General features: G+C 58.9%; 25 protein-coding genes and 3 pseudogenes. 12 read left to right on the top strand and 16 right to left on the bottom strand.

Translation table 11 applies throughout. The features are described from left to right. Nucleotides 1-88 precede the first annotated feature (88 nt). Together MXB90_RS15510 and MXB90_RS17875 are read left to right on the top strand one after the other, a co-directional pair. Nucleotides 89-259, top strand: a pseudogene (locus tag MXB90_RS15510) (integrase core domain-containing protein); the annotation flags it as partial. Between the two features lie 30 nt (nucleotides 260-289). Beyond that, nucleotides 290-460 (top strand): annotated as a pseudogene (locus MXB90_RS17875) (IS256 family transposase); the annotation flags it as partial. Between the two features lie 146 nt (nucleotides 461-606). On the opposite strand, the gene MXB90_RS15515 reads toward MXB90_RS17875, so the two are convergent. The 5 genes from MXB90_RS15515 to MXB90_RS15535 all read right to left on the bottom strand — a co-directional run bounded on the left by MXB90_RS15515 (nucleotide 607) and on the right by MXB90_RS15535 (nucleotide 6,482). Continuing rightward, nucleotides 607-1,704, bottom strand: a complete 1,098-nt coding sequence (locus tag MXB90_RS15515) for a flagellar basal body P-ring protein FlgI (protein WP_250046337.1) — start codon at nucleotides 1,702-1,704, stop codon at nucleotides 607-609. Continuing rightward, complete coding sequence (locus tag MXB90_RS15520; RefSeq protein ID WP_250046338.1) at nucleotides 1,701-2,696, bottom strand: flagellin; 996 nt, start codon at nucleotides 2,694-2,696, stop codon at nucleotides 1,701-1,703. The genes MXB90_RS15515 and MXB90_RS15520 overlap by 4 nt, the downstream gene beginning before the upstream one ends. A 16-nt stretch (nucleotides 2,697-2,712) precedes the next feature. Continuing rightward, nucleotides 2,713-4,167 carry a flagellar hook-associated protein FlgK gene (gene flgK / locus MXB90_RS15525; protein WP_250046339.1) on the bottom strand — a complete coding sequence of 485 codons (1,455 nt, stop codon included), beginning with the start codon at nucleotides 4,165-4,167 and terminating at the stop codon, nucleotides 2,713-2,715. 36 nt (nucleotides 4,168-4,203) lie between these two features. After that, nucleotides 4,204-5,538, bottom strand: a complete 1,335-nt coding sequence (locus MXB90_RS15530) for a flagellar hook protein FlgE (protein WP_250046340.1) — start codon at nucleotides 5,536-5,538, stop codon at nucleotides 4,204-4,206. A 98-nt stretch (nucleotides 5,539-5,636) separates the two neighbouring features. After that, nucleotides 5,637-6,482, bottom strand: a complete 846-nt coding sequence (locus MXB90_RS15535) for a flagellar motor protein MotB (protein ID WP_250046341.1) — start codon at nucleotides 6,480-6,482, stop codon at nucleotides 5,637-5,639. A gap of 129 nt (nucleotides 6,483-6,611) precedes the next feature. Here MXB90_RS15535 and MXB90_RS15540 point away from each other — a divergent pair, with 129 nt between their 5' ends. From MXB90_RS15540 to MXB90_RS15555, 4 genes are read left to right on the top strand one after another with little or no spacing between them, the layout of a single operon-like run. Further along, the gene (locus MXB90_RS15540) at nucleotides 6,612-7,244 is read left to right on the top strand and encodes a paraquat-inducible protein A (RefSeq protein WP_250046342.1); all 633 of its coding nucleotides are present in this window, start codon (nucleotides 6,612-6,614) and stop codon (nucleotides 7,242-7,244) included. Further along, nucleotides 7,211-7,873, top strand: coding sequence for a paraquat-inducible protein A (locus MXB90_RS15545; RefSeq protein WP_250046343.1), 663 nt, complete (start codon nucleotides 7,211-7,213; stop codon nucleotides 7,871-7,873). The genes MXB90_RS15540 and MXB90_RS15545 overlap by 34 nt, the downstream gene beginning before the upstream one ends. Continuing rightward, nucleotides 7,866-9,887, top strand: a complete 2,022-nt coding sequence (locus MXB90_RS15550; RefSeq protein ID WP_250046344.1) for a PqiB family protein — start codon at nucleotides 7,866-7,868, stop codon at nucleotides 9,885-9,887. Before MXB90_RS15545 ends, MXB90_RS15550 begins: the two co-directional genes overlap by 8 nt. 12 nt (nucleotides 9,888-9,899) lie before the next feature. After that, nucleotides 9,900-10,463, top strand: coding sequence for a PqiC family protein (locus tag MXB90_RS15555; RefSeq protein ID WP_250046345.1), 564 nt, complete (start codon nucleotides 9,900-9,902; stop codon nucleotides 10,461-10,463). Here MXB90_RS15555 and MXB90_RS15560 read toward each other — a convergent pair whose 3' ends face one another. The 4 genes from MXB90_RS15560 to MXB90_RS15575 all read right to left on the bottom strand — a co-directional run bounded on the left by MXB90_RS15560 (nucleotide 10,464) and on the right by MXB90_RS15575 (nucleotide 14,759). Continuing rightward, a complete protein-coding gene (locus MXB90_RS15560; protein WP_250046360.1) occupies nucleotides 10,464-10,952 on the bottom strand; it encodes a flavin reductase family protein in 489 nt (162 codons plus the stop codon). Between the two features lie 136 nt (nucleotides 10,953-11,088). Then, nucleotides 11,089-11,874 carry a 3'(2'),5'-bisphosphate nucleotidase CysQ gene (locus MXB90_RS15565; protein WP_250046346.1) on the bottom strand — a complete coding sequence of 262 codons (786 nt, stop codon included), beginning with the start codon at nucleotides 11,872-11,874 and terminating at the stop codon, nucleotides 11,089-11,091. Further along, nucleotides 11,861-13,210: a TldD/PmbA family protein gene (locus MXB90_RS15570; protein ID WP_250046347.1), complete on the bottom strand. Its 1,350-nt coding sequence runs from the start codon at nucleotides 13,208-13,210 to the stop codon at nucleotides 11,861-11,863. The genes MXB90_RS15565 and MXB90_RS15570 overlap by 14 nt, the downstream gene beginning before the upstream one ends. A gap of 70 nt (nucleotides 13,211-13,280) precedes the next feature. Beyond that, nucleotides 13,281-14,759: a DUF2125 domain-containing protein gene (locus MXB90_RS15575; RefSeq protein ID WP_250046348.1), complete on the bottom strand. Its 1,479-nt coding sequence runs from the start codon at nucleotides 14,757-14,759 to the stop codon at nucleotides 13,281-13,283. 114 nt (nucleotides 14,760-14,873) lie between these two features. Between MXB90_RS15575 and MXB90_RS15580 the strand changes: the two genes are divergently transcribed. Then, a complete protein-coding gene (locus MXB90_RS15580) occupies nucleotides 14,874-15,485 on the top strand; it encodes an enoyl-CoA hydratase/isomerase family protein (protein ID WP_250046349.1) in 612 nt (203 codons plus the stop codon). A 41-nt stretch (nucleotides 15,486-15,526) separates the two neighbouring features. On the opposite strand, the gene MXB90_RS15585 is transcribed toward MXB90_RS15580, so the two are convergent. From MXB90_RS15585 to fliF, 6 genes are all read right to left on the bottom strand, one after another. Further along, a complete protein-coding gene (locus tag MXB90_RS15585; protein ID WP_250046361.1) occupies nucleotides 15,527-15,868 on the bottom strand; it encodes a DUF2853 family protein in 342 nt (113 codons plus the stop codon). A gap of 158 nt (nucleotides 15,869-16,026) precedes the next feature. Next, the gene (gene ahcY, locus MXB90_RS15590; RefSeq protein ID WP_250046350.1) at nucleotides 16,027-17,418 is read right to left on the bottom strand and encodes an adenosylhomocysteinase; all 1,392 of its coding nucleotides are present in this window, start codon (nucleotides 17,416-17,418) and stop codon (nucleotides 16,027-16,029) included. A 118-nt stretch (nucleotides 17,419-17,536) separates the two neighbouring features. Then, the gene (fliP, locus tag MXB90_RS15595) at nucleotides 17,537-18,256 is read right to left on the bottom strand and encodes a flagellar type III secretion system pore protein FliP (protein ID WP_250046351.1); all 720 of its coding nucleotides are present in this window, start codon (nucleotides 18,254-18,256) and stop codon (nucleotides 17,537-17,539) included. Between the two features lie 3 nt (nucleotides 18,257-18,259). Then, nucleotides 18,260-18,544: a FliM/FliN family flagellar motor switch protein gene (locus MXB90_RS15600; protein WP_250046352.1), complete on the bottom strand. Its 285-nt coding sequence runs from the start codon at nucleotides 18,542-18,544 to the stop codon at nucleotides 18,260-18,262. Beyond that, nucleotides 18,537-19,133, bottom strand: coding sequence for a FliH/SctL family protein (locus tag MXB90_RS15605; protein WP_250046353.1), 597 nt, complete (start codon nucleotides 19,131-19,133; stop codon nucleotides 18,537-18,539). Before MXB90_RS15605 ends, MXB90_RS15600 begins: the two co-directional genes overlap by 8 nt. After that, nucleotides 19,133-20,815 (bottom strand): flagellar basal-body MS-ring/collar protein FliF, encoded by a 1,683-nt coding sequence (gene fliF / locus MXB90_RS15610; protein ID WP_462982315.1) that lies wholly within the window; start codon nucleotides 20,813-20,815, stop codon nucleotides 19,133-19,135. Before fliF ends, MXB90_RS15605 begins: the two co-directional genes overlap by 1 nt. A gap of 73 nt (nucleotides 20,816-20,888) precedes the next feature. Between fliF and MXB90_RS15615 the strand changes: the two genes are divergently transcribed. The 5 genes from MXB90_RS15615 to MXB90_RS15635 all read left to right on the top strand — a co-directional run bounded on the left by MXB90_RS15615 (nucleotide 20,889) and on the right by MXB90_RS15635 (nucleotide 25,510). Beyond that, nucleotides 20,889-21,371: a flagellar basal body-associated FliL family protein gene (locus MXB90_RS15615; protein WP_250046355.1), complete on the top strand. Its 483-nt coding sequence runs from the start codon at nucleotides 20,889-20,891 to the stop codon at nucleotides 21,369-21,371. A 10-nt stretch (nucleotides 21,372-21,381) separates the two neighbouring features. Further along, nucleotides 21,382-21,741: a hypothetical protein gene (locus MXB90_RS15620; RefSeq protein WP_250046356.1), complete on the top strand. Its 360-nt coding sequence runs from the start codon at nucleotides 21,382-21,384 to the stop codon at nucleotides 21,739-21,741. Between the two features lie 65 nt (nucleotides 21,742-21,806). Next, nucleotides 21,807-22,337: a MotE family protein gene (locus MXB90_RS15625; protein ID WP_250046357.1), complete on the top strand. Its 531-nt coding sequence runs from the start codon at nucleotides 21,807-21,809 to the stop codon at nucleotides 22,335-22,337. 57 nt (nucleotides 22,338-22,394) lie between these two features. After that, nucleotides 22,395-23,264 carry a flagellar motor stator protein MotA gene (gene motA, locus MXB90_RS15630; protein WP_250046358.1) on the top strand — a complete coding sequence of 290 codons (870 nt, stop codon included), beginning with the start codon at nucleotides 22,395-22,397 and terminating at the stop codon, nucleotides 23,262-23,264. Next, on the top strand, nucleotides 23,261-25,510 hold the full coding sequence (locus tag MXB90_RS15635) for a hypothetical protein (protein WP_250046359.1): 2,250 nt from the start codon (nucleotides 23,261-23,263) through the stop codon (nucleotides 25,508-25,510). The genes motA and MXB90_RS15635 overlap by 4 nt, the downstream gene beginning before the upstream one ends. A 161-nt stretch (nucleotides 25,511-25,671) precedes the next feature. On the opposite strand, the pseudogene MXB90_RS15640 reads toward MXB90_RS15635, so the two are convergent. Continuing rightward, nucleotides 25,672-25,929: pseudogene (locus MXB90_RS15640) on the bottom strand (IS5/IS1182 family transposase); the annotation flags it as partial.

Raw genomic sequence — 25,929 nt, forward strand, 5'->3', positions numbered from 1 at the left:
GGGTCTGCTCATGCCCTCCAGCTACCACACTGGATTCACGAGATGAATCCCCCACGGGTTTTGTGCAACAGAGCCGCAACCACAGAAGAAGCGCTACAACCGGACGGTCCGGCATGAATGGCTGGACCTCTACATCTTTGAAACCATCGATGAGGTGCAGCGGATCGCCACCGAATGGCTATGGACCTACAACAACGAACGCCCCAACATGGGCATCGGCGGCGTCACACCCGCCATGAAGCTGAAAATGGCCGCGTGAGTTCTACGGTCGCGCCCCGCTAAAACGGGGAGGATTACCGTCAGAACCCGAGGCCATTTCCCAAGCGACGACGCAGCGGCGAAATTGATCTATCTCGCACTCAATGCTACATCGACCGAGTGGAAGCGTTCGGTTCTCGAATGGCACGCAGTCAGAAGCCAGCTCGCAATCATGCTCGAAGACCGCTTCCCAATGGCCTAACACAACGCGTCAGGCACAAAATTCGGCACAGTCTCCAGAAAGCTTGTCACCATCGCGAACGCGTTTTTCAAAAACCGCCAGAAATGGGTAGTACCGGCTCTCTGACCGACACAGTTGGATAGAAAAAATTCCACACTACTTCGAAGCTAATGCACCAAAAATTCTGCATGAAGTGCGCCCGCAGAGTTTACGCTCTTTAGTATTTCAATCATATCACGCGGGCTGACGCCAAGAGAGTTTAATCCAGAAACCACTTGCGACAAAGTTGTGCTCTCTCTTATTTCGATAATTTTAATTTCTCTACCTTCTTCCATCTGGATGTCCGACCTGGGCACCACGAACGTTTCACCATTCGAAAAGGGGTTGGGCTGCAGAACAATTGGGGCCTCTGCCACACTCAAGGTCAGGCTGCCTTGACTGACAGCCACACGAGAAATTCTTACGTCCTCACCGATAACAATTGTTCCTGATCTCTGATCTACAACCACTCGCGCCTTGCGTTCTGGCGTAACTTCAATATTCTCGATTTTTCCTAATAGGTGTGCGGTGGATCGTACCGTTGCCTCTTGCACATTCAACGATACAGTTCCGGAATCTTCCATCAAAGCGATGCGCTTTCCAAACGATTCATTTATCGCATCTTCAATCCTTCCTGCGGTAGTAAAATCTGGGACTCTCAACGCCAATCGGATCTGTTTCAAACTCGCAAGATCAAAGGAAATCTCTCTCTCCACTCTCGCCCCGGAGGGAATGATCCCCGCTGTGGGCACTCCTTGAGAAACCCATGCAGCTTGCCCTTCTGCCGATGCGCCCCCTGCTATTATAGAACCTTGCGCCACCGCATAGACTTCTCCATCGGCGGCGTTGAGGGGCGTCATTATGAGAGTTCCACCCAGCAGGCTTTTTGCATCGCCAATCGCTGAGACGGTCACATCGATTTTGCTTCCCGCGCGCGAAAATGGAGGTAGGGTCGCCGTGATCATGACAGAGGCCACGTTTTTCGGACGAAACTGTTCACCGGAAACATTCACGCCAAGTCTCTCTAGAACATTGGTCATCAGTTCTTCAGTAAAAGGTGTATTCCTTATGCCATCGCCTGTTCCATTTAGCCCAACAACCAGTCCGTATCCAATGAGATCATTTCCACGCACACCATCAAACTCAACCAAGTCCTTTATTCTTACCGGTGAAGAATATAGAAATGTCGGAACAATCAAAGCGACAATCAAAATTATCTTCTTCATCTCAAGAACTCCAAAAGCGAGAGGCGCGAAAGCCGAGAAGTTAGCGCGTACACGGATTCAAGTTGCACCTGGGCAGACTGCAACGCCGTGGTCACTTCATATGGGTCAACTGAAATTAAAGCCCCACGCGCCAACTCTAGGCCACTCCTTTCCGATAAATTGCGTGTGAGAGTTCGGTGGAGCGTAGCCGCAGATACTCCGACTTCCGATCGAATTCCAATGATATCCGCCTCTGAGCCCGCCAGCTTCTCTCCAGCGATTTGCAGTAGCTTAGATTGTGTTCCAGGATCATTTTCAAAGGCACCTTCCGAAACAAGAGCAGCAATAGCAAGGCCACTTAAAGCTTTTCGCAGTTTTGGGCTTGCGGCCGTCAAGTCGATTGAGATTCTCTCACCCGCACCGGCGGCGAATGGCTTAAGCGACTCTCCACCTCGATATGCGATATCCATGTAGCCACCTCCCCCTTCTGGCGCATCAAACCACTGACTAACAGCACTTACGAAATGCTCGAGGTCAGTTATTCCAGACACTTCGCTTTTCAAAGATGCGAAAATTACGTCGAATTTTTCCAGGGGGGGAGTTGTTGGTGAAATGCCAGAAAAAATGTAACGCCCAGAAATCGAAGTGTTGAGAATAGATATTGCATCTGCGAAGATAGCTTCTGATCCGACAGACGCGGCATCTATGACGGTGGAGGAAGACGTCGGCGTTGAAATCAGCGCGGGAATAATATCGGACATGAGGGATTGCAGCGCGCCCAAAGACGATTGCATAGAATCCACAAACTGCTGCGCTTCATTCGCGGCAAATACGAAAGACTCTATAGAAGTCAATGAGTGCTCAAGATTGGCAATTCTTGCCAAATCCCCTTTGAGCGCAGACCCGATGTCGGATTTAACTCCTGCGCTTAACTCTCTAGAGAGGCTGGAGATGACTCCCTTAAGGGCGGCATTATGGCGGCGCAGGTTATAGCCTTTTGCCAAATCACCCAAGGACGCATAATTCAAATCAAATCTCCAAAATCGCGCGAATCATCGCATCAACCGCTTGAATGACCCGTGCATTTGCGGCATAAGCTTTTTCGATCTGCAAAAGATTTTGCATTTCTCGATCAGTATCAACACCGTTTGAAAGCTCTGTTTCCACAAGCGCTTGTTGCTTTGCGACCGTATAAGATTGCTGGACCTCAGCCGATATTCTGGAGGTAGATACCTGCGAGAGAATGTCTGCGGCAAGTCCAGCTGGACTACGCGACGCACCATAAAAGTTTCCTGACACCGGGATTTGTGCTTCAGAAAGAACAGACGACATTGAAAGCAGCAGGCTTGCGTCTCCGACGGGACCCGGAGAATTCGCTCCAATGCCGTCGCGAATGCGCCAAAGCGAACCTCCATTTTCGGGTTTAGCTAATTCGTTCACGGAGATCCGACCAGCCAGACCCTTTTCAAACGATGGATCAAAAGCGCCGCCATTATCTGTGAAAAGCCCAGGAGACCCTAATGACAAAGTATGATCAACGGTTGGGTTTGAAAAGCGAGATATAAGATCGCGGGCGAATGCATCCAGGTTTTCTTGTATTCTCGGAGCCAAATCATCTCGCACGGAAAAGCTTGCACCAAGGGAGCCCCCCCCAAGAATGCCCGCCTCCAGGCCGAGAATTGGCAAGGAATTCAGCGTTAAGCCAGACAGAGCGCCGTTTGACCAAGCCATGCTTGCGTCGATCGCTGGCACTTTTGTGAACCCAATTTCGGCAGGGCTTCCATCTAAGAGAGTGGCTCCGCCTGTCGAGAAAAGAGAAATTTGACCATATTCGCGATTGATTTGCCGCAGAGGCACAATTTCTGAAATCTTGTCGACGAGCGCTTGCCTCTGATCCATCAGTGCTGACGCGTCGCGGCCAACAATGCGCTGCGCTAGTATATCGCTGTTAAGGTCATCGATTTTTGCAAGGCTGTCATTGAGGAACGACACTTGCCTTTCGATGTCTGTATCCGCTTCCAGACGTGAAGCTTGGACCTCTCTTGAAAGGGCGTTCAGCTTCGACGCAACACCCGTCATAGCATCAAGAACATTCAATAATCTCGCCTCACTGTCGGGGCGGCTTGCCGCCTCGATCAATGAGCCTTCCAGAGACGCTAGCCGTGCTGACAGAGAACCTTCCTCGCCAGGCAAACCGATGCGGCTCTCAAATGATGCAAAAAACTCTGTAATCTGCTTGGCATGCCCAACCTCAGCATCCGCGAGGCGCCGATCCGCGATGACAGCTTCGTTGACAAGTCGCGCCGTACCCAGAATGCGCACCCCACCCCCGTCGCCGCCAAGTGACGAAGCCGTCAAAGAACGCGCACGAGGCGCATAGCCAGCCGTCATCACGTTGGCGGTATTTGATGCCACCAACTCGGCACTGCGAGCGCTTGCCGCAAGTCCGGACAGGGCATTATTCAGCGCACCCGTGATACTCATGTTTCAGCCTCCGCTCTCAGGATTGTTGCAAATCGATTAGCGTTTTATGTTCGTGGTCTCCTGGAGCATCTCATCAACGGTCTGGATCACTTTGGCGTTCGACGAATAGGCGCGCTGTGTCTGAATAAGGTTCGTCAGTTCTGCGGCAACGTCCGTAGTCGAACCTTCACGCGCATAACCGACTACGGCACCGGTCGGGCCGTCCCCGGCATCCCAGAGGAAGAAGGAACCCGAAGTCGGCGAAACCTGGAACGTCTGGTTGTTCAGTGTCGTTAGCCCATTCGGGTTTGGAACATCGACCAGCGGGATTTGGTACACGGTCCGGATGAACCCGGTATCGTAGGTCGCACGCACATACCCGTTTTCGTCGACCTCAACTGCAGTAAGGTTGCCGACGGGGGATCCATCCTTGGTGATAGATGTTGGTGCGAAGCTATCTGATAGCTGTGTCAAACCGTTGATGTCACCAATTTTACCGATCTTCACGGTCAGAGGGCCACCGGCGAGCGCCAGCGAAAGGTTGCCCGTCGCACTATCATAAGCACCACCAGACAAGACCGTCACCGACGCGAGCGTACCGCCATTTGCACTGCTGGCATCGAAAGTCAGCTCATATTCCCCGATGATGCTTTCATCCAAGGCTGGAGTTGCCGGATCATCGATGCTGGCCGAATCCCGGACCACCATCGTCCAGGTATTTGACGACCCAAACGCCGGCACGGTGGGCGTAAACGTGATGTTCAGCGTTTCAGATGTGCCAAGGTTACCAAAGTATTCAACTGACACAGGCAGAGAACTTCCGTCGGCGCCGGCTTCGGTATCCACAGCGGGCAGGTTCACGCCAAGGGTCATGGTTGTCGTGGGGTCCGCCGCCGTCTGGTTTGCGTTAATGACGACAGGCTCAAGCCCGCCGACCGTGTCGCGCGGCAGAACGGGGATCGAGCCGTCCGCAGTCGCGCGCCACCCCAGCAAAACCAGACCGGATTCCGTTCGCAGAACCCCATTCGCATCGGTTCGGAATGCCCCGGTGGTCGTCATCATCAAGGGCTGGGCGCCCATCTTGTTGTCAAGCGCGACCGATGGAATGACCGGCAACATTCCGCGGCCAGCAACAGCAAGGTCGAGCGCATTCGAGGTGGAGACCAGAGAGCCGCGTTCGTCGATCAACCGAACGGTCTGTGCACGGACCCCGCCAGCGGAATAGACCCCGGCACCGCGCGCCTGATTGATGACCATGCTTTCGAAATCGGCCGCCGCCCGCTTGTAGCCATAGGTACCAGAGTTGGCGATGTTATCGGAAATTGTCGCAAGCCGGGTAGCATTGGCTGCGAGGCCTGCGACCCCAGCGTTCAGCGAAGAAGAAATGGACATGAAAGCGCCTTTCTGATGCAGCGTCCCTTGATTGACAGGAAAGATGCAGCACGATCCCTTAAGATCACCCTAACAGGTAAAATTCCTGGCACTTCCCATCAGAGCCTGCTTCGCAGAAGGATCACTTCGATCCGGTTGTTGCGCTGCGACATCGGGTTTTCCGTTGCCTGCTTGCGGTCGGCAAACCCCGTCACACGCTGGACGCGGCCGTCCGGAAAACCCGCTTCCTTCAGAAGTTCGCGCAATTTCTGCGCGCGCGCTGTGGACAGATTCCAGACCGGATTCTCCCGAAGCATGTCAGGATACGACCGCGTGTGGCCACCAATCGCGACGGCATTGGGAACCAGGCCGAAGACGCGCGCCACCATTGCGGCGATCTGCTGCGTCACCTCGTTCGGCTCAGCCGTGTCGCCTTGGAACAGGGGGGCCTCCGGCAGGTCGAAAAACTCGACGATAAGACCTTCATCGTTCAACTTTGTCACAATGTGCCGCGCAAGCAGGGTTGAAACCATCGATTCCCCGCCGACACCGGTGAACATCTTTTCGATGTCGCGCTGCACCTGTTGCAGCGCCTCGGTTTCCGCATCCCTTGCGGCATCGGCGGTGCTGTCCTGGCCCGCGCCATCTTCTGACAGGGGCATTGGCGTCCCACCGGTTCCAGTGTGGGCGATCTGATCTTTTGAAAAGACAGATTCGCCCCCAAGCGCGCCGTCACCGCCACCCGAGACGCGGTTGATCGGGATCGTCGGATTGAAGAAATCCGCAATCCCCTTTCGTTGTTTTTCCGTCGTTGCGTTCAGCAGCCACATCAGCAGGAAAAAGGCCATCATGGCGGTCACGAAATCGGCGTAGGCAACCTTCCATGCCCCGCCGTGGTGCCCGCCGCCGCCGACGACCTTTTTGCGCTTGATGATGACCGGCGCCGCGTTGTCACGCGTACCCATCACACCACCCATTTCACTTCACCCGGCACCAGAGCTACCACCGCGGCCTTAACGTGCGCTTAACACCTAAAATCCACCGCATTCCTGCGCGCTCTTGCGGCCAGCCATGTGCGGGCTATGCTTTGCCGCATGCCACCCGTTCGCGAACAGCCCCGTGATCTTGCAGCGCTTATCGCATGCCCGCGCTGCGATGCCCTGCATCTGGCCGAGCCCCTGGGCCCGAACGAACGCGCGGCCTGCGCGCGCTGTGGAACGCTTCTGGTGACGCCGCGGACCCGGTCGTTTCTGCATGTTGTTGCGCTGGCCTTCACCGCGATGATCCTGATGGTTGCGGCCGTCTTCTTCCCCTTCCTGCGCATTTCCGCCCAAGGGCTTAGCCATGACAGTTCGGTCTTTTCCGCCGCCATGACCTTTGCCGATGGCATTCTTGCGCCGCTGTCGCTTGCGGTGCTTCTGACCATCGTGGGCCTGCCGGTTCTGCGTTTTGCCGCGCTGATCTACACGCTGTGGCCGCTGGCGAACGGGCGCCCGGCCTGGCCCCATGCCGCCCAGGCCTTCCGGGTGGCGGAACGGCTGCAACCCTGGTCCATGGCCGAGATATTCGTGATCGGAACCGCGGTCGCACTGGTCAAGGTGGCGGGGCTTGCCAGCATCGGCTTTGGCCCGGCGTTCTGGGCGTTTTGCGTCCTGATCATCGTGACTGCCCTGAAAAACGCCTTCATGAGCAAATGGACGATATGGGACGCGATCGACGCGCGCTAAGCGCCATCTGCACGGCCCATGATGCGGGGCTGACCGGCTGCACCAGCTGCGGCCGGGTCTGGCCCGCCGGGACGCTGGATTGCGGGCGCTGCGGAGCAAGGCTCAGGCCGGTCGATGCCTCCAGCCTGCAGGTGGTCTGGGCCTGGCTTGCCGCAGGTGTCATCTTCTACATCCCGGCCAACCTTTACCCGATGCTGCGCACATCCGTGCTGACCGGAAGTTCGGAAAACACCATCCTCGGCGGTGTGATCGAGCTTGTGTCGCATGGCAATCTTGGTGTGGCAGCGATCGTCTTCATCGCCTCGATCGTGATTCCGATCGGGAAGTTCCTGGCCATCGCATATCTTGCCCTGGCCGTTGGAACGGAACGGCGTGCCGGTGGGCACCGGCATCTGATCCTGTTCGAGGTGGTCGATTTCATCGGTCGTTGGTCCATGATCGACGTTTTTGTGGTGGCTATCCTGTCGGCGCTGGTGCAACTGGGCTTTGTCGCCGCGATCAACCCCGGTCCGGCGGCGGTGTCTTTTGCGCTTTCGGTTGCCTTCACCATGCTGGCCGCCCAAAGTTTCGATCCGCGGCTGATCTGGCGCGGCCCCCCTGACGACCCGGATACAAGTGACGATGCCTGACCTGCCCGAACCCGCCCGCCTGGTGCGCTCTGTCGCCCCCGACCCGATCTGGACCCGGCTTTCCGTGATCTGGCTGGTGCCCTTGCTGGCCCTGGCCATCACCCTTGGCGTGGCGTGGAAAACCTATGCCGACCGCGGTGTGCTGATTGAAATCGACTTTGTCGATGCCACCGGTATCCGCCTTGGGGAAACCGCCCTGCGCTTTCGCGAGGTCGATGTCGGCAAGGTCGAAAGCATCGGCTTTTCCGATGATCTGACCGCAGTCCGGATCGGGGTCCGCGTCGACAAGGACATCGCCCCCTATATCGATGCCGAGGCCCAATTCTGGCTGGTCCGCCCCGAGGTCACGACCCAGGGCATCTCGCGGCTGGATACGGTCTTGTCGGGCACCTTCATCGAAGGCTTCTGGGATGCCACCCCCGGCACACAGGCGGCACGGTTCATTGGCCTTGATCGCGCGCCCCTGGCGCCTGATCCGTCCAAGGGCACCTGGATCGAATTGCGGGCCGAAGATGCCGGCGGCCTGGTCGAAGGCGCACCTGTGCTGTTTCGCGGGCTGACCGTGGGCCAGTTGCAGAACCTTCGGCTTGCCGAAAATGACTCCGGCGTCATCGTGGATGCCTTCATCAAGGCCCCGCATGACCAGCGGCTGGCCACGTCGACCCGTTTCTGGGACACGTCGGGCATCTCGGTTTCGCTGGGCGCCGCGGGGGTCAGCCTGAATGTGCGATCGCTGGCGTCGCTGGTGCAGGGCGGGGTGGAATTCAACACCTTCACCTCGGGCGGGGCGCCTGTGGAAAACGGGCATCAATTCCGCCTGTTCGACACCGAAACCGCCGCCCGCGATTCCATTTTTGGCGATGGTCTGTCCGATGCGGTGCGCTTCACCCTGTTGTTCGATGAGGCCGTGCGCGGCCTGGAACGCGGCACCCCGGTGCAGTTCCGCGGGGTCGAGGCGGGCGAAGTCGTGGATATTTCGATCCGCGTTGACACCGATACGCTTGGCACCCGCTTTGCGCGGCAGCAGATCATCATCGCGCTTTCGCCCGAACGGCTTGGCCTTGCGCGCGACACCGGCGCCGACATCGTGACCGAATTCCTGGCCGGTGAGGTGGAAAACGGTCTGCGTGCGCGCATTGCGGGGGTGGGCTTGCTGGGAACCCGGCTTGTGGTGGAACTGACCGACCTTGACGAAACGCCCCCGGCCAGAATGAACCCTGAGGCGGACCCCTATCCCTCGATCCCGGTGGGCCCGGCGGCGGAAAATGACCTGGCCGCCTCGGCCGAGGGTGTGTTCACCCGGATCAACAGCCTGCCGATCGAAGAGCTGTTCGCCAGTGCGATCCGCACGCTCGACAGCATCTCTGCCGTGGCCGAAAGCGAAGACACCCGCGCGGTTCCGGCTGAACTGGCCAATACGCTGGGCGAAGTGCGCACCTTGGTGAATACGCTCAACAGTCAGGATGCGGGCGGCAAATCGGTGACCGCGCTGGATCGCGTCAGCGCCGCTGCGGATACAGTGATGACGGAAATCGAGGGCCTTGGCGATACGCTTGTCTCGCTTGAACAGGCCGCCGCCGCCGCGGCAAAGATGCCCCTGGCCGATATCGGCGCCAATATCGATGGTATCCTGACCGACATCCGCGCGATGCTTGGGTCCGAGGATGCCGAACGCCTGCCGCGCGCCCTGTCGGATACGTTGACCGAAACCGCCGCCCTGCTGGGCGAGTTGCGCGAAGGGGGCGCGGCCGGCAACATCAACAGCGCGCTTGGCGCAGCCGAGGGGGCGGCGAATGCGATTTCCGATGCATCCGCGCGCCTGCCCGAGGTGACACGGCGGCTTGAATCGCTGATCACACAGGCCGAAACGCTGGTTGCCTCTTACGGGGAACGGTCCAGCTTCAACGCCGAGGTGCTGAACACCATGCGCGAATTGCGCCGTGCCACGGCGGCCTTCGGGGCGCTGGCCCGCACCATCGAACGCAACCCCCGCGCCTTCATCCTGGGCCGCTGACCGGAGAGACCCATGAAATCCGCATCCCTTTCATTCCTGTGCCTGATCGCGCTGGCCGGCTGTTCAAACCCGGAAAAGACCGGCCGCCATCTGATCGATCCCCCCGCGGCCAGCCAGCGCCTTCCCGATCGCCTTGGGTTGACTGAATTGCGTGAGGTATCCTTGCCGCAATATGCCGCCGGGCAGGAAATCACCTGGCAGACCGAAGATGGCGCGCTGCGATCGACCCCCGAAAACATCTGGGCGGATGATCCGGCCCGCGCGATGACCCTGGCGCTATCACGCCAGATCACGGCGCTGTCGGGGGCAACGGTCATTGCCGAACCCTGGCCACTGGCGGAAGGCCCAAGTCGGCGGCTGGAGGTGCGGGTGGAACAGATCCTGGCGCAGGCTGATGGCAATCTGCGCCTGAGCGGGGTCTACTTCGTATCGCCCGCCGGGCTTTCCGGTGGCCGCGACATCGTCCGACGCTTTGATCTGACGGTTCCCGTCGCGGGCGAAGGCCCCGGCGCAATCGCCCGTGCGCAATCGCGCGCGGTGGCGCTACTGGCCGAACAGATCGCGCAGCTGCGCTGATCAGCGGCCCGGAACGAAACGGCCATATTGGCCCTGGGCGAAAACCAGCGGCTCGCCGTCGGCCAGGGTAAAGCGGGTGACCAGACCGATGATGATCGTGTGGTCGCCCCCCTCATGGCGCGCCTCGGTTCTGCATTCAAACCGTGCCAGCGTGCCTTCCAGCAGCGGCACCCCATCGGCATTCAGGCTGTAATCCAGCCCTTCGAACCGCGATCCATCGCGGGTAAAACGGTCCGACAGATCGGCTTGCCCGGCGGCCAGCACATGAATCGCAAAGGCGGGGGCTGCTGAAAAATGTGCATGCCGCATCGATGACCGCGCCGCCGACCAAAGCACCAGCGGCGGGTCCAGCGAAACCGAGGCAAAGCTGTTCGCGGTGATCCCCACCGGGCCACCGCCATCGGCCTCGCGCGCGGTCACCACGGTGACGCCGGTGGCGAACCGGCCCAGCGCGCTTCGGAAAAGCCGTGGGTTCGCCGGATCGGGCATATGGCCACGCACCGCGGCCTCCGCACGCTCTACCGCTTTTTCAATCTCGTCACTGTCCCGCATCTTGCCCCGCAGCATTATTCAGGGGTCACAGATAACCCCCGTGCCGCGCATGGCAAGGGGCAAGCTGCGGCGCTCAGCCCGGCCAGGGCTGCAAACGCGCGATCAGATCGGCGTGCAGGCGCGGCGGGGCAACGATCAGGCCGTTTTCCGCGGGCTGGGCGCTGTTGAAGCGGAAGGCCGCGCCTGTCCGGTCCGTGGCCAGCGCCCCGGCACATTCTGCAATCAGCGCACCCGCCGCGATGTCCCATTCCCAGGCCGGGCGCAGGGAAAGCGCCGCATCAAAGCGCCCCTCGGCCACCAGGCAGAACCGCCAGGCAAGCGACGGGCGGAACACCCGCTTGAAACCCGGAACCGGCCCGCGCCAATTATGCGGTTCCGCCACGGCCCCCGACGTCAGGATCTGCGCCCCATCCGCCTGCGCGCGCGCGCCCACCCGGATCGGTTTGCCATTCAACGTGGCCACGCCCCCCGCGCTTGCCGCATAGGTCAGGCCCAGCGCCGGCAGATGCACGACCCCCGCGATCGGCCGGCCATCTTCGACCACCGCCAAGGCATGGGCAAAAGCCGCCTCGCCGGCCAGAAAGGCGCGGGTTCCGTCCAGCGGATCAACGATGAAGCAGCGCCGCGCCGCAAGCCGGGCCGGGTCATCATCCGTTTCTTCCGACAGCCAGCCGTAATCGGGCCGGGCCGCCCGCAGGTGGGCCTGCAACATGTCATTGACCGCCAGATCCGCTTCGGACACCGGCCCCGCGCCGCCCCCCTTGTCCCAGGATGAGGGCGCCCGTTTCCAGAACCGCAGGGCGATTTCACCGGCTGCGCGCGCAGCCTGTTCCAGCAAGATCAGGTCATTGGCCGGCAAGGGTCAACCCTTCGACCAGCAGGCTGGGGACAAGGTGGCTCAGGTGCGGGCGCGCATCATTGGCGGGGGTGAGGCGCAGCAGCATCTCGCGCAGGTTGCCTGCCACGGTGCATTCGTTCACCGGATGGCGGATTTCCCCGCCTTCCACCCAGAACCCCGACGCCCCGCGCGAATAATCCCCGGTATTGGGGTTGATGGTCGACCCGATGAAAGAGGTCACCAGAAGGCCGGTCCCCATCTCTCGCAGCAGATCGGCACGGGTCAGATGCCCGGGCGTCAGCGTCACATTGCCCACCCCGGGCGAGGGCGGCGCCGATGTTCCGCGCGATGCATTGGCGGTGCTTTGCATCCCCAGCTTGCGCGCGGTGGCCAGATCCAGCGTCCAGCCGGTCAGCACCCCATTTTCGACGATGGCGCGCCGCCGGGTCGGCAACCCTTCGGCGTCAAAGGGGCGCGACCCCGATATCCGGGGGCGATACGGCTCTTCGATCAGGGAAAGCCCCTCGGGCAGAACCTGCGCGCCCAGGGCATCGCGCAACCACGAAGCGCCGCGCGCGATTGCGCCACCGTTCACCGCCGCCAGCAGGTGGCCGATCAGACTGGCCGCGATGCGTTCGTCAAAAACCACCGGATAGGCCCCGGTGGGCGGACGCTTGGGACTTGCCCGTTCCACCGCGCGTTCTGCCGCCAGTCGACCGACCGAGGCCGCATCGGGAAGATCGGCGGACCAGGCGCGGGATTCCGCGGCCCAGTCCCGTTCCATCGCCAAGCCTTGCCCGGAAATGGCGACCGCCGATACGGAACGCGAGGTGCGCCCATAGCCGCCCGAAAACCCGTTCGAGGCGGCAATATGCAACCTGCGCCGCGCATAGCTGGCCGAGGCGGATTGCACCTGGGACACCCCGGCCACGCCCAGCGCGGCGGTTTCTGCGGCGCGGGCATCGGCCTCCAGCGCTGCGGCTTCGGGTTCGGGGGCAGGGTCTTCCAGTTCCAGCGCAGCGATGTTCCAGCCCTGCGCCAGCTGATCGGGGTCTGCAAGCCCGGCAAACGGGTCTTCAGGCGCCTCGCGCGCCATGGCAACGGCGCGCTCGGCCATTTCGCCAATCGTCCGCGCCGAGATGTCCGAGGCGGAAACGCAGGCCTGCCGCCCGCCAATCAACACACGCAGGCCGATTTCAACGCCTTCGGATCGTTCCGCCTGTTCAAGCGCGCCCGCCCGAACGTCGATCGAAACCGATCGACCATCGACGGCGATCGCATCGGCGGCGCTGGCGCCGGCCTTGGCGGCGGCGGCCAAAAGGGCCGCGGTCAGGCTGGAAAGGCGGTCATCGGCCATCGGATCTGCTCCTGCTGATAAAAAAGGCCGCCCGGATCTGCGCCGGGCGGCCCAATCTTGCATGAACGGATTACTGAATCCGCTGCCCGTTTGCCAGAATTTCCCCGCCTTCCTTGAATTCGATCTTCGAGGTCAGCGCGTCATCCCCCGACGGCACTGCGTAAAGGCCCAGCATCATGCGCGCGAACATGACCTGATCTTCGGGCATCAGACCCATCGCAACAAGCCGGTCCATCAGCGCGTTCGCCCCCACAAGACGCAGGTCCAGCGCGCCCACGGGCATAGGAATCCCCGCGGAATTGTCGAAGGTCATTGCGCCAGCCCCGGTCAACGCGGCCCCCGCCAACGTCAGTTCCACCTCATTGATGTCAAGCGACTCAATCTCGGCTGGCGGCACCGAGGCTTCGGCGGCTTCGGCCGACAGCAGATCAACCAGCGGCCGGATCTTGCCCGAAAGATCCACGATCAGTGTGGCAGGGTCGCGCGGCAACTGCGCCGCAGGGTCGAACATGCCCCAGATCTCTTCGGAAATGGACAGGCCGACCACGCGCACCGCAGCCGCGAAGGGCATGGCCGTCACGCTTGCGGCCATCGGGAAATCGAAATTGAGCAGCATCTCATCCAGCCGCAGGCTGACCGGGAAGGGCAGGTCCGGCACCGTCATCGCCAGATCGGTCCCCTTGCCGGCCGCGCGATAGGCCAGCTTTTCCTGTGCTACGGTCATCGCAAAGGCGCCCGACTCCACCGAAGATTCGATCTTGATCGGGCCATCGGGGCTTTGCGCGTCAATCGCATAGCTGGCTGCGCCGTATTCGGCATCGAATTCCACATTCATTCCGGCGTCAAAGGCGGCCTCGGGGGTCTGAACATCGGCACCCTCAGGCACGAAAACTGTGCCCGCCAGCGCCAGATCGGCCAGATTGCCCTGCATGGTGAAGGTCGTGCCATCCGCAGGATCCGCGCCAGACAGCGTAAAGCGCACCCCCTGTGTGGTGATGTCCGAGGTCATCTTCTGACCACCGTCCTTGACGACCAGATAGGTGCCCTTGCTGCCCTCAACCGTCGCTTGCATGGTCACCGGAACGGCCTGGCCGTCAGCCTGCACCTGATCCATCTCGACGACGATTTCGGGCGCATCTATGTCATAGGCAAGGTTGTCCGGCACCCCTGACACCAGCGCGGAAAAATCGCGCTGCCGCATGGTCATGCGCAGGGTCACGCTTTCGGCATCGGCCGTCGCGGTCGTCTCGGCGGTCATCGTGTCGGCAAGCGACACCGCGACCTTGCCGCGCTGTTCCTGCAGGCGCAGCTCGGGAATGGTGAAAACCGTGCGCGCCTCGGGCATGTCAGCCGTCAGAACCACATCGCGCAGCGACAGCGTATCCCCCGAACGATCCTGTGCGCCGACGACGATTTCATAGCCAAGCGCCCCGTAGCTTTCGGACCAGCTTTGCCACACGTCTTCGGCCGTGACATCCGCATGAAGCGCGGTCGTCCCGAGCAACGTCGCCGCAAGAAACCCCGCCGCGCGCTTGTTCAACAAAGCCATACCTTAACCCTTTCGGCCCCAAAAAAATCCGCGCGCAGCATCCCGCGCGCACGACCGATGGTCAAGGGCCTGCGTCATTGCTAGGAGGGGGGAAAGTTGCGCAAGGAGGACGCGATGATCCGGTTGAAAGCAGAAGACGGGCTGTGGCAGGTCACCATCGACCGGCCGGAAAAAGCCAATTCCCTGACACGGGCCATGCTGGCGGACATCGATGCCATCGCCGCCCGCGCCGCCGATGAAGGTGCGCGGGTTTTTGTCCTGCGCGGCGAAGGCAAGGTCTTTTCCGCAGGCGCCGACCTGGACGAGGCGCGCGCCGGGCTTGCCACCGATGGGATCTGGGAACGGCTGTCCGCACGTATCGCGGCGCTTCCCTGTCTGACGATCGCCGCGCTGAATGGCACGCTTGCGGGCGGGGCGATGGGAATGGTGCTGGCCTGCGACCTGCGTCTTGCCGTTCCTGCGGCGAAATTCTTTTATCCGGTAATGAAGCTCGGCTTTCTGCCGCAACCCTCGGACCCCGGCAGGATGAGCGCGCTGATCGGGCCGGCACGCACGAAACTGATCCTGATGGGGGGGCAGAAGATCGAGGCGCCGGAGGCCCTTTCCTGGGGGTTGATTGACCGGATCGTCCCGCCCGAGGACATGGACACCGCGATCGCCACAATTGCGGCGGACGCCCGGGCCGCGGCGGCATCCCATGTCGCGGCGATGAAGGCGATGATCTGAACGTGAAAGGGCGCGCAGAGGGCGCGCCCTTGTCCAAATGGTCAGGCGTAGGCGCCTTCCTTGCCGAAATGCTTGACCAGCATGTAATAAACGACTGCGCGGTATTTGTTCCGCTCTGACTTGCCGTAGGTTTCGATCACGGCGTTGATCGCATCCATCAATTCCGGCCCGTCCTTCAGGCCCAGTTTCTTGATCAGGAAATTGTTCTTCACGGTTTCCAGCTCACTGTCCGAGCTGGCGGCAACGGTCGATGAATCGGCATTATAGATCGCAGGGCCGCAGCCAATCGTGACCTTTGTGAGCAGATCCATGTCCGGCGTCATGCCACATTTGGTCTTCAGATCGTCCGCATATTTAGCGATCAGTTCTTCTCTTTTTCCCATGTCGTGCTCCCAGCTGCCAGGGTTTTGCCATGTTCCGCGGGCATCGCGCGCGGCCAAGGCAAGGTTAAGGCGAAAGCAACGCGGCAACCAAGGGAAATATGCGCGGCCTTTTGGCGCGCAGCCGGAAAGGCCGGGCCAGGTTGGCCCGGCCCCGGGGTTCAATAGCGGTAGTGATCGGACTTGAACGGCCCATCCACCGTTACGCCGATGTATTCGGCCTGATCGGGGCGCAGCGTCGTCAGCTTGACGCCAATGCGCTTCAGATGCAGGCGGGCCACCTTTTCATCCAACGCCTTGGGCAGGATGTAGACGCCCGGCGCGTAATCCTGGCCCTTGGTCCACAATTCGATCTGCGCCAGAACCTGGTTGGTGAAGCTGGCCGACATCACGAAGGACGGATGGCCCGTCGCATTGCCCAGGTTCAGCAGACGCCCTTCGGACAGAAGGATGATGCGATTGCCCGAGGGCATCTCGATCATGTCCACCTGGTCCTTGATGTTGGTCCATTTGTGGTTCCGAAGGGCGGCCACCTGGATTTCGTTGTCGAAATGACCGATGTTGCCGACAATCGCCATATCCTTCATCTCGCGCATATGCTCGATGCGGATGACATCCTTGTTGCCCGTGGTGGTGATGAAGATGTCGGCATCCCGCATGACATCTTCCAGAACGACAACTTCAAACCCGTCCATCGCGGCCTGAAGCGCGCAGATGGGGTCCACCTCGGTGACCTTCACGCGCGCGCCTGCGCCACGCAGCGAGGCGGCCGAGCCCTTGCCCACATCGCCATAGCCGCAGACCACGGCAACCTTGCCCGCCATCATCGTATCCGTCGCGCGGCGGATACCGTCCACAAGGCTTTCCTTGCAGCCGTATTTGTTGTCGAATTTCGACTTGGTGACGGAATCGTTCACGTTGATCGCCGGGAAGGGCAGCAGCCCCCGCTTGTGCAGATCGTATAGCCTGTGCACACCTGTGGTGGTCTCTTCCGAGACGCCCTTGATCGCCTCGCGCTGGCGCGCGAACCAGCCGGGGGTTTCGGCGATGCGCTTTCGGATCTGATTGAAAAGGCACACCTCCTCATCCGAGGTGGGCACCGCGATCAGATCCGTTTCGCCCGCCTCGACCCGTGCGCCCAGCAAAATGTACAGCGTCGCATCGCCGCCATCGTCCAGGATCATGTTCGCGGTGCCTTCCGGGAATTGGAAGATCCGATCGGTATAGGCCCAGTATTCCTCAAGCGTTTCGCCCTTGACCGCGAAAACGGGGATGCCGGCTTCGGCGATTGCGGCGGCCGCGTGGTCCTGCGTCGAAAAAATGTTGCACGATGCCCAGCGCACATCGGCGCCCAATGCCTTGAGCGTTTCAATCAGCACGGCGGTCTGGATCGTCATGTGCAACGATCCCGCGATACGGGCGCCTTTCAGCGGCTGCGCGGCGCCATATTCCTCGCGCAGCGCCATCAGGCCCGGCATCTCGGTTTCGGCAATGTCCAGCTCCTTGCGGCCGAATGCGGCAAGGGACAGGTCTTTCACAATATGATCGGCCATCAGAGGCTCCCAATTTTCAGTTGCGGGTGCTTAGCATTCACTGCGGTTCAGGGCAATCTTGCGAAGCCCATGGTAGCGCGCCCGGCGGGTAGGATCCCTTGGCGCCGGTGCGACGGCATCAAAGGTAGCCACGAACCAACGCCCCTGAGATCAGCACCCAGCCATCCGCGACGACAAAGAAGGCAAGTTTGAACGGAAGGGCAACGATGGCTGGTGGCACCATCATCATCCCCATCGACATCAGGACGGCCGAGACCACAAGGTCGATGATGAGAAACGGCAGAAAAACAAGAAATCCGATCTCGAAGGCCCGCGAAATTTCCGAAAGCATGAACGATGGCACAAGCATGGACAGAGGCGCCTCGGGAAGCGATCCGGCGAATTCCGCCTCTGGCTTGAGCGCGAGCAGCGCGGAAAACGTATCGGGGTTTGTGCGCGACGCCATGAAGTCGCGAAACGGCGCGATACCGCGCAAGAACGCGGTCTGAAGGTCCAGGCTACCTTCAACCAGCGGCGATATGCCGGCCTGCCAGCTTTCCAGAAAGACGGGTTCCATGATGAACCAGGTCAGGAACAGCGCAAGGCTTACGATCAGCATGTTCGGTGGGGACTGCTGCAATCCCAGCGCCTGGCGCAGGATGGATAGCACGGTCACGATGAACGGAAAGCAGGTGACCATGATGGCAAGCCCGGGCGCCAGGCTGAGCAGGGTAATCGCTGCAATCATCAACATGGAACGGCTGGCGATGCTTTCGCCGCCACCAAGCTGCAGCGTGATATCCTGCGCTTGGGCTGCATTCGCGAAAAAGAGCAGGCCGACGATGAACAGGGCCCGCATCGGTTACAAACCGTTCTGAAGATCGGCAATCTCGGTCAGGCGAACTGCAAGCTGGCCGGCCTGATCGCCCTCCATCTCGGTCAGTTCACCGCGCGCGATCAGTTTGTCGCCGACATACAGCTCAACCGGATCGTCAACCTTGCGATCCAGGGGCAGGATCGAATCGCGCTTCATGCGCAAAAGCTCTCGGACCATTGGCCTGGCCTTGCCGACCGAAACGGTAATCTCGATCGGAACCTGAGTGAACGGATTGGCGGTCAGCGCCTCGGGGCGGGTCAGATCATCCATTGGACACCTCTGGATCATTCGAGTTGAAATAGGCAGAAATTGCGGCGCGGATGGCCTCGACCACCCCGTCAAGGTCTATGCGCAGTTCCGAGTCACGGAACCGCAGGTAAACTTGCGCCTCACCCAGGGAGGGCTCCTCTGCGAAGTCGAGGGGGAAGTCCGCTTCACGCAAAAGCAGTTCCTTGATCTGCGCAAGGCTTGCGGGATGCGCGACCACCTTCACTGGCGCCGATGCCAGTTCTTCGGCGACAGGGACCAGATGTTCCAGGACGATCCGGGCGGTGTTGTCGCGTGCAAGAGCGGGCAGCACCTTTGTTGCCATATCGCGCAGAAGCGGTTCCAGCGCCCGCAAGACATGCCCGCGCGCCTCATGGTAGGTAAAGGCGAGTTCCTGAAGATTGCGCCCGAGTTCGGCGCGCAGTTTCGCCGCCTCGGCGTCCTGCGCAGCGATCGCGTCGTCCCATCCCGCAGCATAGCCCTGTTCGAAGGCGGTCAGCTTCAACTCCTCGAGCTCTGCCGGGTCCAGGGCAAAACTCTCGGGCGCAGGCTCTTCCGGTTCAAAGGTTTCAAGCTCCAGACGGCTCGCCATCAGGTTCTCTCCTCTTGCTCTTCCATCCAGCTGCGCAGGATTTCGACCGTTTCGCTCTGGCGCTCCTCAATCAGCCGTTTCAGGCGTGAAACCGGATCCGCCGGGGCATCGTCGACACCAAAGCCACCGTCCATGGCAAGGGACATGGGCATGTCACCGATGTCGTAATCCGAAACGACGGTCATTGGTCCGGGCGGCAGCGCACCATCCGCAATCTCGCCGCTCAGGGCGGTCGGCTCACCGGGTGAATCAGGACCGGGCAGGCCCGGCGGCACAGGGGCAGTCCGAACTTGCGGCGTCTGCATCAGGATCGGGCGCATCACAAACAGCCCGAGAACAAGTGCGACTGCCGCCAACACCGCAAGCTGGATGATCGACATCACGTCAAGGTCGATGCCCGAGAAGATACCAGCTGTTGTCGCCTCGCTGCCAAGGTCGGCAATCGGCTCAAAAGGCATGGAGCGAAGGGTGATAACGTCACCGCGGCTCTCGTCAAAACCCACTGCCGATGCGACAAGTTCGCGCAGCGCTTCCATTTCCGCGTCCGGACGCGGCTCCCAGGTGGCATTGCCGTTCGCATCTGCGGTCTGGATGCCATCGACAAGCACGGCAACCGTGATCCGCTTAACCGCACCCGGCGCTTTCAGGATTTCGCGCTTGGTTTCCGACACCTCATAGTTGGTGCGTTCGCGCGTCTGGCTCGACTGGCTCTGCGATTTTCCCCCGTCTTCGCCGTCACCCTCCGGCAGGTTCGAGGCGACGGTCACCGCACCAGGCTTGGTGTCATTCGCACTATCCGAAGATTCCTCGGTGTCGGTCGAAATCACAACACGCCCTTCCGGGTCGAAGCGCCGCTCGGTAATCGCTTCCCGATCGGTTACGGTTTCCAGCGCGACTTCGACAACCGCGTTGCCATATCCGACACGCGCTTCCAGCAAGCGTTGCACATTCCGCTTTAGCTCGGCCGCGCGGCTGTCTGCGGCCATTGTCCCGGTGTCATCGCCCGTTGCGATCAGCCCGCCTTGACCATCGATAACCGAAACATCGTCTGGCGACATTCCGGCCACCGCAGAGGCGACAAGAAACTTCAACGCCTTCGCATGGGCCGGCGAAAGACCGCCAGAGGCCGTCGTCACGAAGACCGAAGCCGTCGGGCGATGATCCTTACGAAAGGCCTGACCAGAAGGCCTGGCGATGTGAACGCGCGCCGACTTGACGGCCGGGTTGGATACGATTGTTCGCGCCAGTTCACCCTCTTTCGCGCGCCAATAGGCGGCATCGAACATTTGCGACGTCGTCCCAAAGCCCGAAAGGGAATCAAGCAATTCATATCCAGCCCCCCCGGTCGCAGGAAGGCCCTCGGACGCCAGCGTCATCCGCAATTCGTCCCTTCGCGGCGCTTCGACATAGATCGAATCACCACGAACCTCATAGGCTGCACCGCGCTGTTCAAGCGCGGCCACGACCTCCCCGGCGCGCGCGCCTTCCAGCCCGGCATAAAGAAGCGCCATCGTTGGACGTGACGCTACCGAAGACAGCGCGAGAATCGCTGCAAACATGGCCAAGGTCGCACCCGCGACGACCAGGCGTCGACGCGTGTCCAATGCATGCCAAACGGCTGTGAATTGTTGCAAGACGCACCTCCTTTGAGTGGGCTTCTGCCCCGTCGTCTGTCGCAACATTCGCGGAATGCGCTTAACAATCGGTTAGTGGGTCCGGGGTTATAGCTGCGTCACCAAAGAAAACGGTGTCCAAATGGCCAATACGGAAAAATCGGGCGACGAAGTCCCCCAAAAAAAGTCGAAGATGCCTTTGATCATTGGCTTTGTGCTGATGCTGCTACTTGGTGGTGGCGGCTTCTATGCGGTTCATTCGGGTCTGATTCTCGCCGCTTCGGACCAAATCCAGCAAGGCGCCCAGGCAAACCATGATGCGTTACCCGACATCGCGTTCATAGCCTTGGAGCCTATGGTGATCTCGCTTCGCGGTGGGACAAGCCGCCACCTGCGCTTCACTGGTCAACTGGAAGTAGCAGCACCTTACGCAAAGGACGTTGAGCTGCTCAAGCCTCGCGTTGTCGATGTCCTAAACAGCTATCTGCGCGCCGTCGATGTGCGCGACCTAGAGGACCAGACGACACTTGTCCGCCTGCGCGCCCAGATGCTGCGCCGCGTGCAGCTAGTGACCGGTGAGGGGCGCGTACGCGACCTTCTCGTAATGGAATTTGTCTTGAATTAAGGGGGTTATGATGGGTGCAATTGCCGATATTCTCTTAGGTGCAGGTGCCGTCGGTGCAGCCGCCTATTGTATGGTTCTGGCCCGACGCTTGCGTCAGTTCAACCAGCTCGAAAACGGCATGGGCGGGGCGATCGCGGTCCTCTCGGCGCAAGTCGATGAAATGACGAAAGCACTGAATCGGGCCCAATCGACCGCAAGTCTCTCAGCTGATCAGCTTATGGAATTGACCCTGCGAGCCGAGCAAGGCGCGCAGCGCCTCGAACTACTGTTGGCCTCTTTGCACGATCTGCCCGACGCGGACGCCGAAAACCGACGCCATAGACCCTTGCGCCGGAGGGCCAGATCGGAAGACATGGAGGCCGCTGAATGAAAAGGCCACGGCAAATGTTTCCGGCAAGACCGGGCGGGCGCAGGAAGCCGGGGCGAGGTGCCCTTATGGTAATCACAGCCCTCTTCTTCATTTCCGGATTGCTCCACCTTGGTGAAGGCGCCGGCCGCGCCTTGGCGCTAGATCTGGAAGAAACGAAGGTTTCTCAGGAAACTGTCTGCGCTTCAAACGTCGGTGCAATGGCCTTGCTCGAGGAGTTACGTTCCCGCGAGAAGCGCATTCTGGAGCGAGAAGGTGAACTGGCAGACAGGGTTCAAGCTTTGCGGCTAGTGGAAGACCGTGTCGAGCAGCGCCTTGCCGCACTGATAGAAGCCGAGAACGAATTGGCAAGAACTGTCGCAATTGCGGATCGCGGTGCAGAGGAAGATATTTCCAGACTCGTGACACTCTATGAAAACATGAAGCCAAAAGAAGCGTCTCGACTATTCGAAGAAATGGCACCAGAATTTGCGGCCGGCTTCCTGTCAAGAATGCGACCTGATTCCGCGGCCGCCATTCTGGCCGGCATTGAACCCAAGATTGGATATGCAATCAGCGCGATAATTGCCGGACGCAACGCAAATGCGCCGAAGAACTAAGCAAAAGCTTGGCCTCTTACATAATGGAAATGAATCTGAACTGCACGGAGGCATCAAATGATCGGCGTGGTCGGGATTGTCATCATTTTTGCAATGGTATTTGGAGGCTACATAGCAGCCGGCGGTAAGATGGGGATCATTTTGAAATCGCTCCCATTCGAAATGATCATGATTGGTGGCGCGGCCACTGGTGCATTTATCCTTTCGAACGACCTGCCCTCGATAAAACACACTGTTAAAGACTTAGCGAAAGTTTTCAAAGGCTCAAAGTGGAAATCTGAAGATTATCGAGATCTTCTTTGCCTCCTATTTGAACTTATCAGGTTGGCGCGGCAGAACCCAGTGGCTATTGAAGAGCACATCGAATCGCCAGAATCATCTTCGATCTTCGGTAAATACCCAAAGATTACTAGAGATCATGAAGCAGTGGAACTGATCTGCGACACGTTACGCTCAGCTTCCATGAATTACGATGACCCTCATCAGGTCGAAGATATCCTAGAGAAACAGCTAGAAGCGCATTATCATCACGCAATGCACTCCAGTCACGCACTTCAATCCGTCGCAGACGCGATGCCGGCTCTTGGAATTGTGGCAGCAGTTCTAGGTGTCATCAAAACAATGGGATCTATTGATCAGCCGCCGGAAATTCTCGGAAAGATGATTGGCGGCGCACTTGTTGGCACATTCCTCGGCGTATTCCTCGCGTATGGGTTCATTGGACCTTTCGCATCTCGCTTAAAGACTGTGACAGACGAGGATAGCCACTTCTATAAGTTGATACGAGAAGTTCTGGTCGCCAACCTTCACAACCACGCTACAAACATTTGCATTGAGGTGGGACGCCAAAACACACCACACCATATTCGCCCCAGCTTCGCCAGCCTTGAGGAAGCCTTGAAAGCAGTAAAATCGGAAGCCGCATGAAAAGGATATTGATTGCACTTTGCCTTATTGTCTCTCCTGCCTGGGCTGAGCAAGTTACCGTTAGGTCCGGGGATCACGAGACATTCTCGCGACTTGTCTTTGACCTCCCCCCTGATGTCCGCTGGGAAGTGACCCAGGGCGAAGATCATGTTGAGATTGAACTTGATCAAAAAGACATTCAATTAAATATTGAGAACATTTTTTATTTTATCCCGCGAACCAGGATTTTAGACGTTCAGGAGGAAGCCGATAGATCTTCTATCCGAATCGAAATAGCAAGTGGAACCTCCGCTAATTACTTCTCGCTGGAAGACGGTAGTCTGGTCCTTGACGTCGGTACAGGCTTTGAAAAAGCAGACAAGCACTCAAAGCCTTCATGGAAGCTTGGGCCGAACATCCCCGGTGGCGGCCCGCTGGCGGTCTTCACGCCATTCTACCAGCGGCCACCAAGCTCTTTCTCTTCAAAAAGGGAAAAAGAACTGGAAATCGAAGAAAACATGCCCACCAGCGTTGACGCCAATACTAAATTCCAAGATGCAGAATTAAATCTGAGATATCAAATCGCTCGAGCCGCCGCGCAAGGCCTAATCGAAACGGATCTGTCCATTTCGCGATCACCAGCAACCACAAATAAAAAAAAACTTGACGCCAACACCGAAACTTTGACGCAACTATTTCCGAACGAAGATCAGATTTTTCCCATGGAGGCAATGACAGCGATCGACAGAGATAATCTCAGGATTGTCGGAGCATCGCATCTCGGCGCAAGATGTTTGAGTGACGAAGATCTTGCCATTTCGACCTGGCTAGACGAAACCCCAATCTTCGATCAGATTTCCTATGCAAGAGGCCAACTACTTGGCGAGTTTGACGAACCTTCTACGGATGCCGTTGAAAAATTGGCAAAGTTATATATTGCCTCTGGCTTTGGAGCCGAGGCGAGAGCGCTCTTAGATAGCATGCCGGTTTCCGAGAATATGCTTACTACTCTCAAAAGCTTGGCAGCTATTGTCGATAACGACAAACTCCCGTTAGGTGCGGACCTCGCCGAGATGACAGATTGCAATACGAACGCGGCATTCTGGGGGCTGCTTGCTTCTGATGCGCCGCTCAGCGAAGGTGCTGTTAATTTTGCGGCAGCAAAGCGAGCATTCTCGGCTCTTCCCTCACATCTTCGCACTCACCTCGGCCCCAGAACCATCGATCGCTTTCTCAGTTTGGGCGCGATTGATGTGGCGGATTCAATTCGAAGTTCGTTAAAGAGGGTGCCAGGCGCGCTCGACGAGAGCGTCATATTGGTTGATTATCGTTTCCCAGAGAGCACCAAATCAGATCCCAAGGCAGCTGATGAGCTTATCACAATCATAAACTCAAATCGTGAGAGTGGACACGAAGCCCTTATTTATTACATTGAAACGCGCATAAAGAATCGTGAGCCTATTGATGATGAAACGATTCAGAGCGCTGCAGCCTTGGCATATGAGAACCGTGGACTAAGTCAAGAATTCCACTTTCTTCGCGCCAATATACTTGGCCTAGGGTCTACTGGCAGGTTTGGAATGGCGTTCAGCAAGCTTCAAGCGTGGCCTCAAGAGTTCGATCCGATGTTGCGTAGCGAAACTGTTCATGAGCTGTTTCGACTGCTCAGCGAGGTGCCAGACGATGACCTGTTTCTAAATGAATACTTTCCCCAATCGCAACTGGCCATTAGCGCGGAATTGCCGGAAGATTTGAGGTTGAGTTTGGCAAACCGTCTCATAGATCTTGGGTTCAGCTCCACGCTAGAGGATATCCTAAGTGAGAGCATTAAACGATCCGAGCGGGGGCGCACACTACTGGCGCGCGCAGCAATCAATGAGGGGCAGATTTCAGAAGCGATTTCATATGTCAAAGAGATTGATAGTCCTGAAGGCATTCGCCTTCTTGCTACAGCGTATAGTTTAGGCGGCAACCACAATGCGGCGCGCGAAGCATTCGAACGATTGGGTGATTATGAATCCTCATCGCGAGAGGCATGGCGAAGCGGAAATTTTGACTACTCGGCACTGAAGTTTCCCAATCAAGAGCCTAGGCGAGATGAACATCTCGCCCTTGGAGATAAGAATGTCTCTGAGGGCATGGAGCCCGAATATAAGTCTGATACCGTTACCTTAGAACGGGCAAGAAATTTGCTTAATTTAAGCAAGACCGATCGGGATATATTTTCTTCTATGCTCATGAAAAGAGGCGCTATATACGATGATTAGATAGTAGTTCAGCTTTAACAATGGGCGATAAGCTTCGCGCACCTAACAGGCCGCTGAAGAAGTCGGCTATGCAGAATGGTTTCCTTTCGGCGCAACTGTCCGGGTTTGGCTTCGGGCGCCTTGGCGCAGAAAGCATGCCTGTTTGACGCGGTTTGCCATCGTCACGCAGCCAGCGGCCGGGGTAGTCGGGCGAGGTTGTTGGCGGCCATCGTCAAGATCAAGCGGGAGCGCACCCTTTCGGGGCCGCGATAGACGGTCTGTGCTATGCCACCGACGGTCGTGGCCCAGCCGAAGGTGAGGAGGATCAGGCAACGATCCGGGGGATCGTTGTCCCGACGCAAGTCGATCCGTTTGCGGTGCTTGATCGACAGGGCATATCCCTTGTGCCGGGTGGTTCTGGCGTCGATTGCTGAATATCT

It is taken from the genome of Phaeovulum molybdatiresistens, assembly GCF_023544865.1.
Classification (GTDB): Bacteria; Pseudomonadota; Alphaproteobacteria; order Rhodobacterales; family Rhodobacteraceae; genus Pontitalea.

What these genes read in the sequence shown, in the direction of transcription:
- fliF (WP_462982315.1), bottom strand. Translation starts at nt 20,815, where the DNA reads ATGTTGCGACAGACGACGGGGCAGAAGCCCACTCAAAGGAGGTGCGTC.
- MXB90_RS15550 (WP_250046344.1), top strand. Translation starts at nt 7,866, where the DNA reads ATGCCTGACCTGCCCGAACCCGCCCGCCTGGTGCGCTCTGTCGCCCCC.
- MXB90_RS15515 (WP_250046337.1), bottom strand. Translation starts at nt 1,704, where the DNA reads ATGAAGAAGATAATTTTGATTGTCGCTTTGATTGTTCCGACATTTCTA.
- MXB90_RS15545 (WP_250046343.1), top strand. Translation starts at nt 7,211, where the DNA reads ATGGACGATATGGGACGCGATCGACGCGCGCTAAGCGCCATCTGCACG.
- MXB90_RS15605 (WP_250046353.1), bottom strand. Translation starts at nt 19,133, where the DNA reads ATGGCGAGCCGTCTGGAGCTTGAAACCTTTGAACCGGAAGAGCCTGCG.
- MXB90_RS15575 (WP_250046348.1), bottom strand. Translation starts at nt 14,759, where the DNA reads ATGGCTTTGTTGAACAAGCGCGCGGCGGGGTTTCTTGCGGCGACGTTG.
- fliP (WP_250046351.1), bottom strand. Translation starts at nt 18,256, where the DNA reads ATGCGGGCCCTGTTCATCGTCGGCCTGCTCTTTTTCGCGAATGCAGCC.
- MXB90_RS15620 (WP_250046356.1), top strand. Translation starts at nt 21,382, where the DNA reads ATGGGTGCAATTGCCGATATTCTCTTAGGTGCAGGTGCCGTCGGTGCA.
- MXB90_RS15585 (WP_250046361.1), bottom strand. Translation starts at nt 15,868, where the DNA reads ATGGGAAAAAGAGAAGAACTGATCGCTAAATATGCGGACGATCTGAAG.
- MXB90_RS15600 (WP_250046352.1), bottom strand. Translation starts at nt 18,544, where the DNA reads ATGGATGATCTGACCCGCCCCGAGGCGCTGACCGCCAATCCGTTCACT.
- ahcY (WP_250046350.1), bottom strand. Translation starts at nt 17,418, where the DNA reads ATGGCCGATCATATTGTGAAAGACCTGTCCCTTGCCGCATTCGGCCGC.
- MXB90_RS15570 (WP_250046347.1), bottom strand. Translation starts at nt 13,210, where the DNA reads ATGGCCGATGACCGCCTTTCCAGCCTGACCGCGGCCCTTTTGGCCGCC.
- flgK (WP_250046339.1), bottom strand. Translation starts at nt 4,167, where the DNA reads ATGAGTATCACGGGTGCGCTGAATAATGCCCTGTCCGGACTTGCGGCA.
- motA (WP_250046358.1), top strand. Translation starts at nt 22,395, where the DNA reads ATGATCGGCGTGGTCGGGATTGTCATCATTTTTGCAATGGTATTTGGA.
- MXB90_RS15555 (WP_250046345.1), top strand. Translation starts at nt 9,900, where the DNA reads ATGAAATCCGCATCCCTTTCATTCCTGTGCCTGATCGCGCTGGCCGGC.
- MXB90_RS15530 (WP_250046340.1), bottom strand. Translation starts at nt 5,538, where the DNA reads ATGTCCATTTCTTCTTCGCTGAACGCTGGGGTCGCAGGCCTCGCAGCC.
- MXB90_RS15535 (WP_250046341.1), bottom strand. Translation starts at nt 6,482, where the DNA reads ATGGGTACGCGTGACAACGCGGCGCCGGTCATCATCAAGCGCAAAAAG.
- MXB90_RS15615 (WP_250046355.1), top strand. Translation starts at nt 20,889, where the DNA reads ATGGCCAATACGGAAAAATCGGGCGACGAAGTCCCCCAAAAAAAGTCG.
- MXB90_RS15580 (WP_250046349.1), top strand. Translation starts at nt 14,874, where the DNA reads ATGATCCGGTTGAAAGCAGAAGACGGGCTGTGGCAGGTCACCATCGAC.
- MXB90_RS15560 (WP_250046360.1), bottom strand. Translation starts at nt 10,952, where the DNA reads ATGCCCGATCCGGCGAACCCACGGCTTTTCCGAAGCGCGCTGGGCCGG.
- MXB90_RS15625 (WP_250046357.1), top strand. Translation starts at nt 21,807, where the DNA reads ATGGTAATCACAGCCCTCTTCTTCATTTCCGGATTGCTCCACCTTGGT.
- MXB90_RS15635 (WP_250046359.1), top strand. Translation starts at nt 23,261, where the DNA reads ATGAAAAGGATATTGATTGCACTTTGCCTTATTGTCTCTCCTGCCTGG.
- MXB90_RS15540 (WP_250046342.1), top strand. Translation starts at nt 6,612, where the DNA reads ATGCCACCCGTTCGCGAACAGCCCCGTGATCTTGCAGCGCTTATCGCA.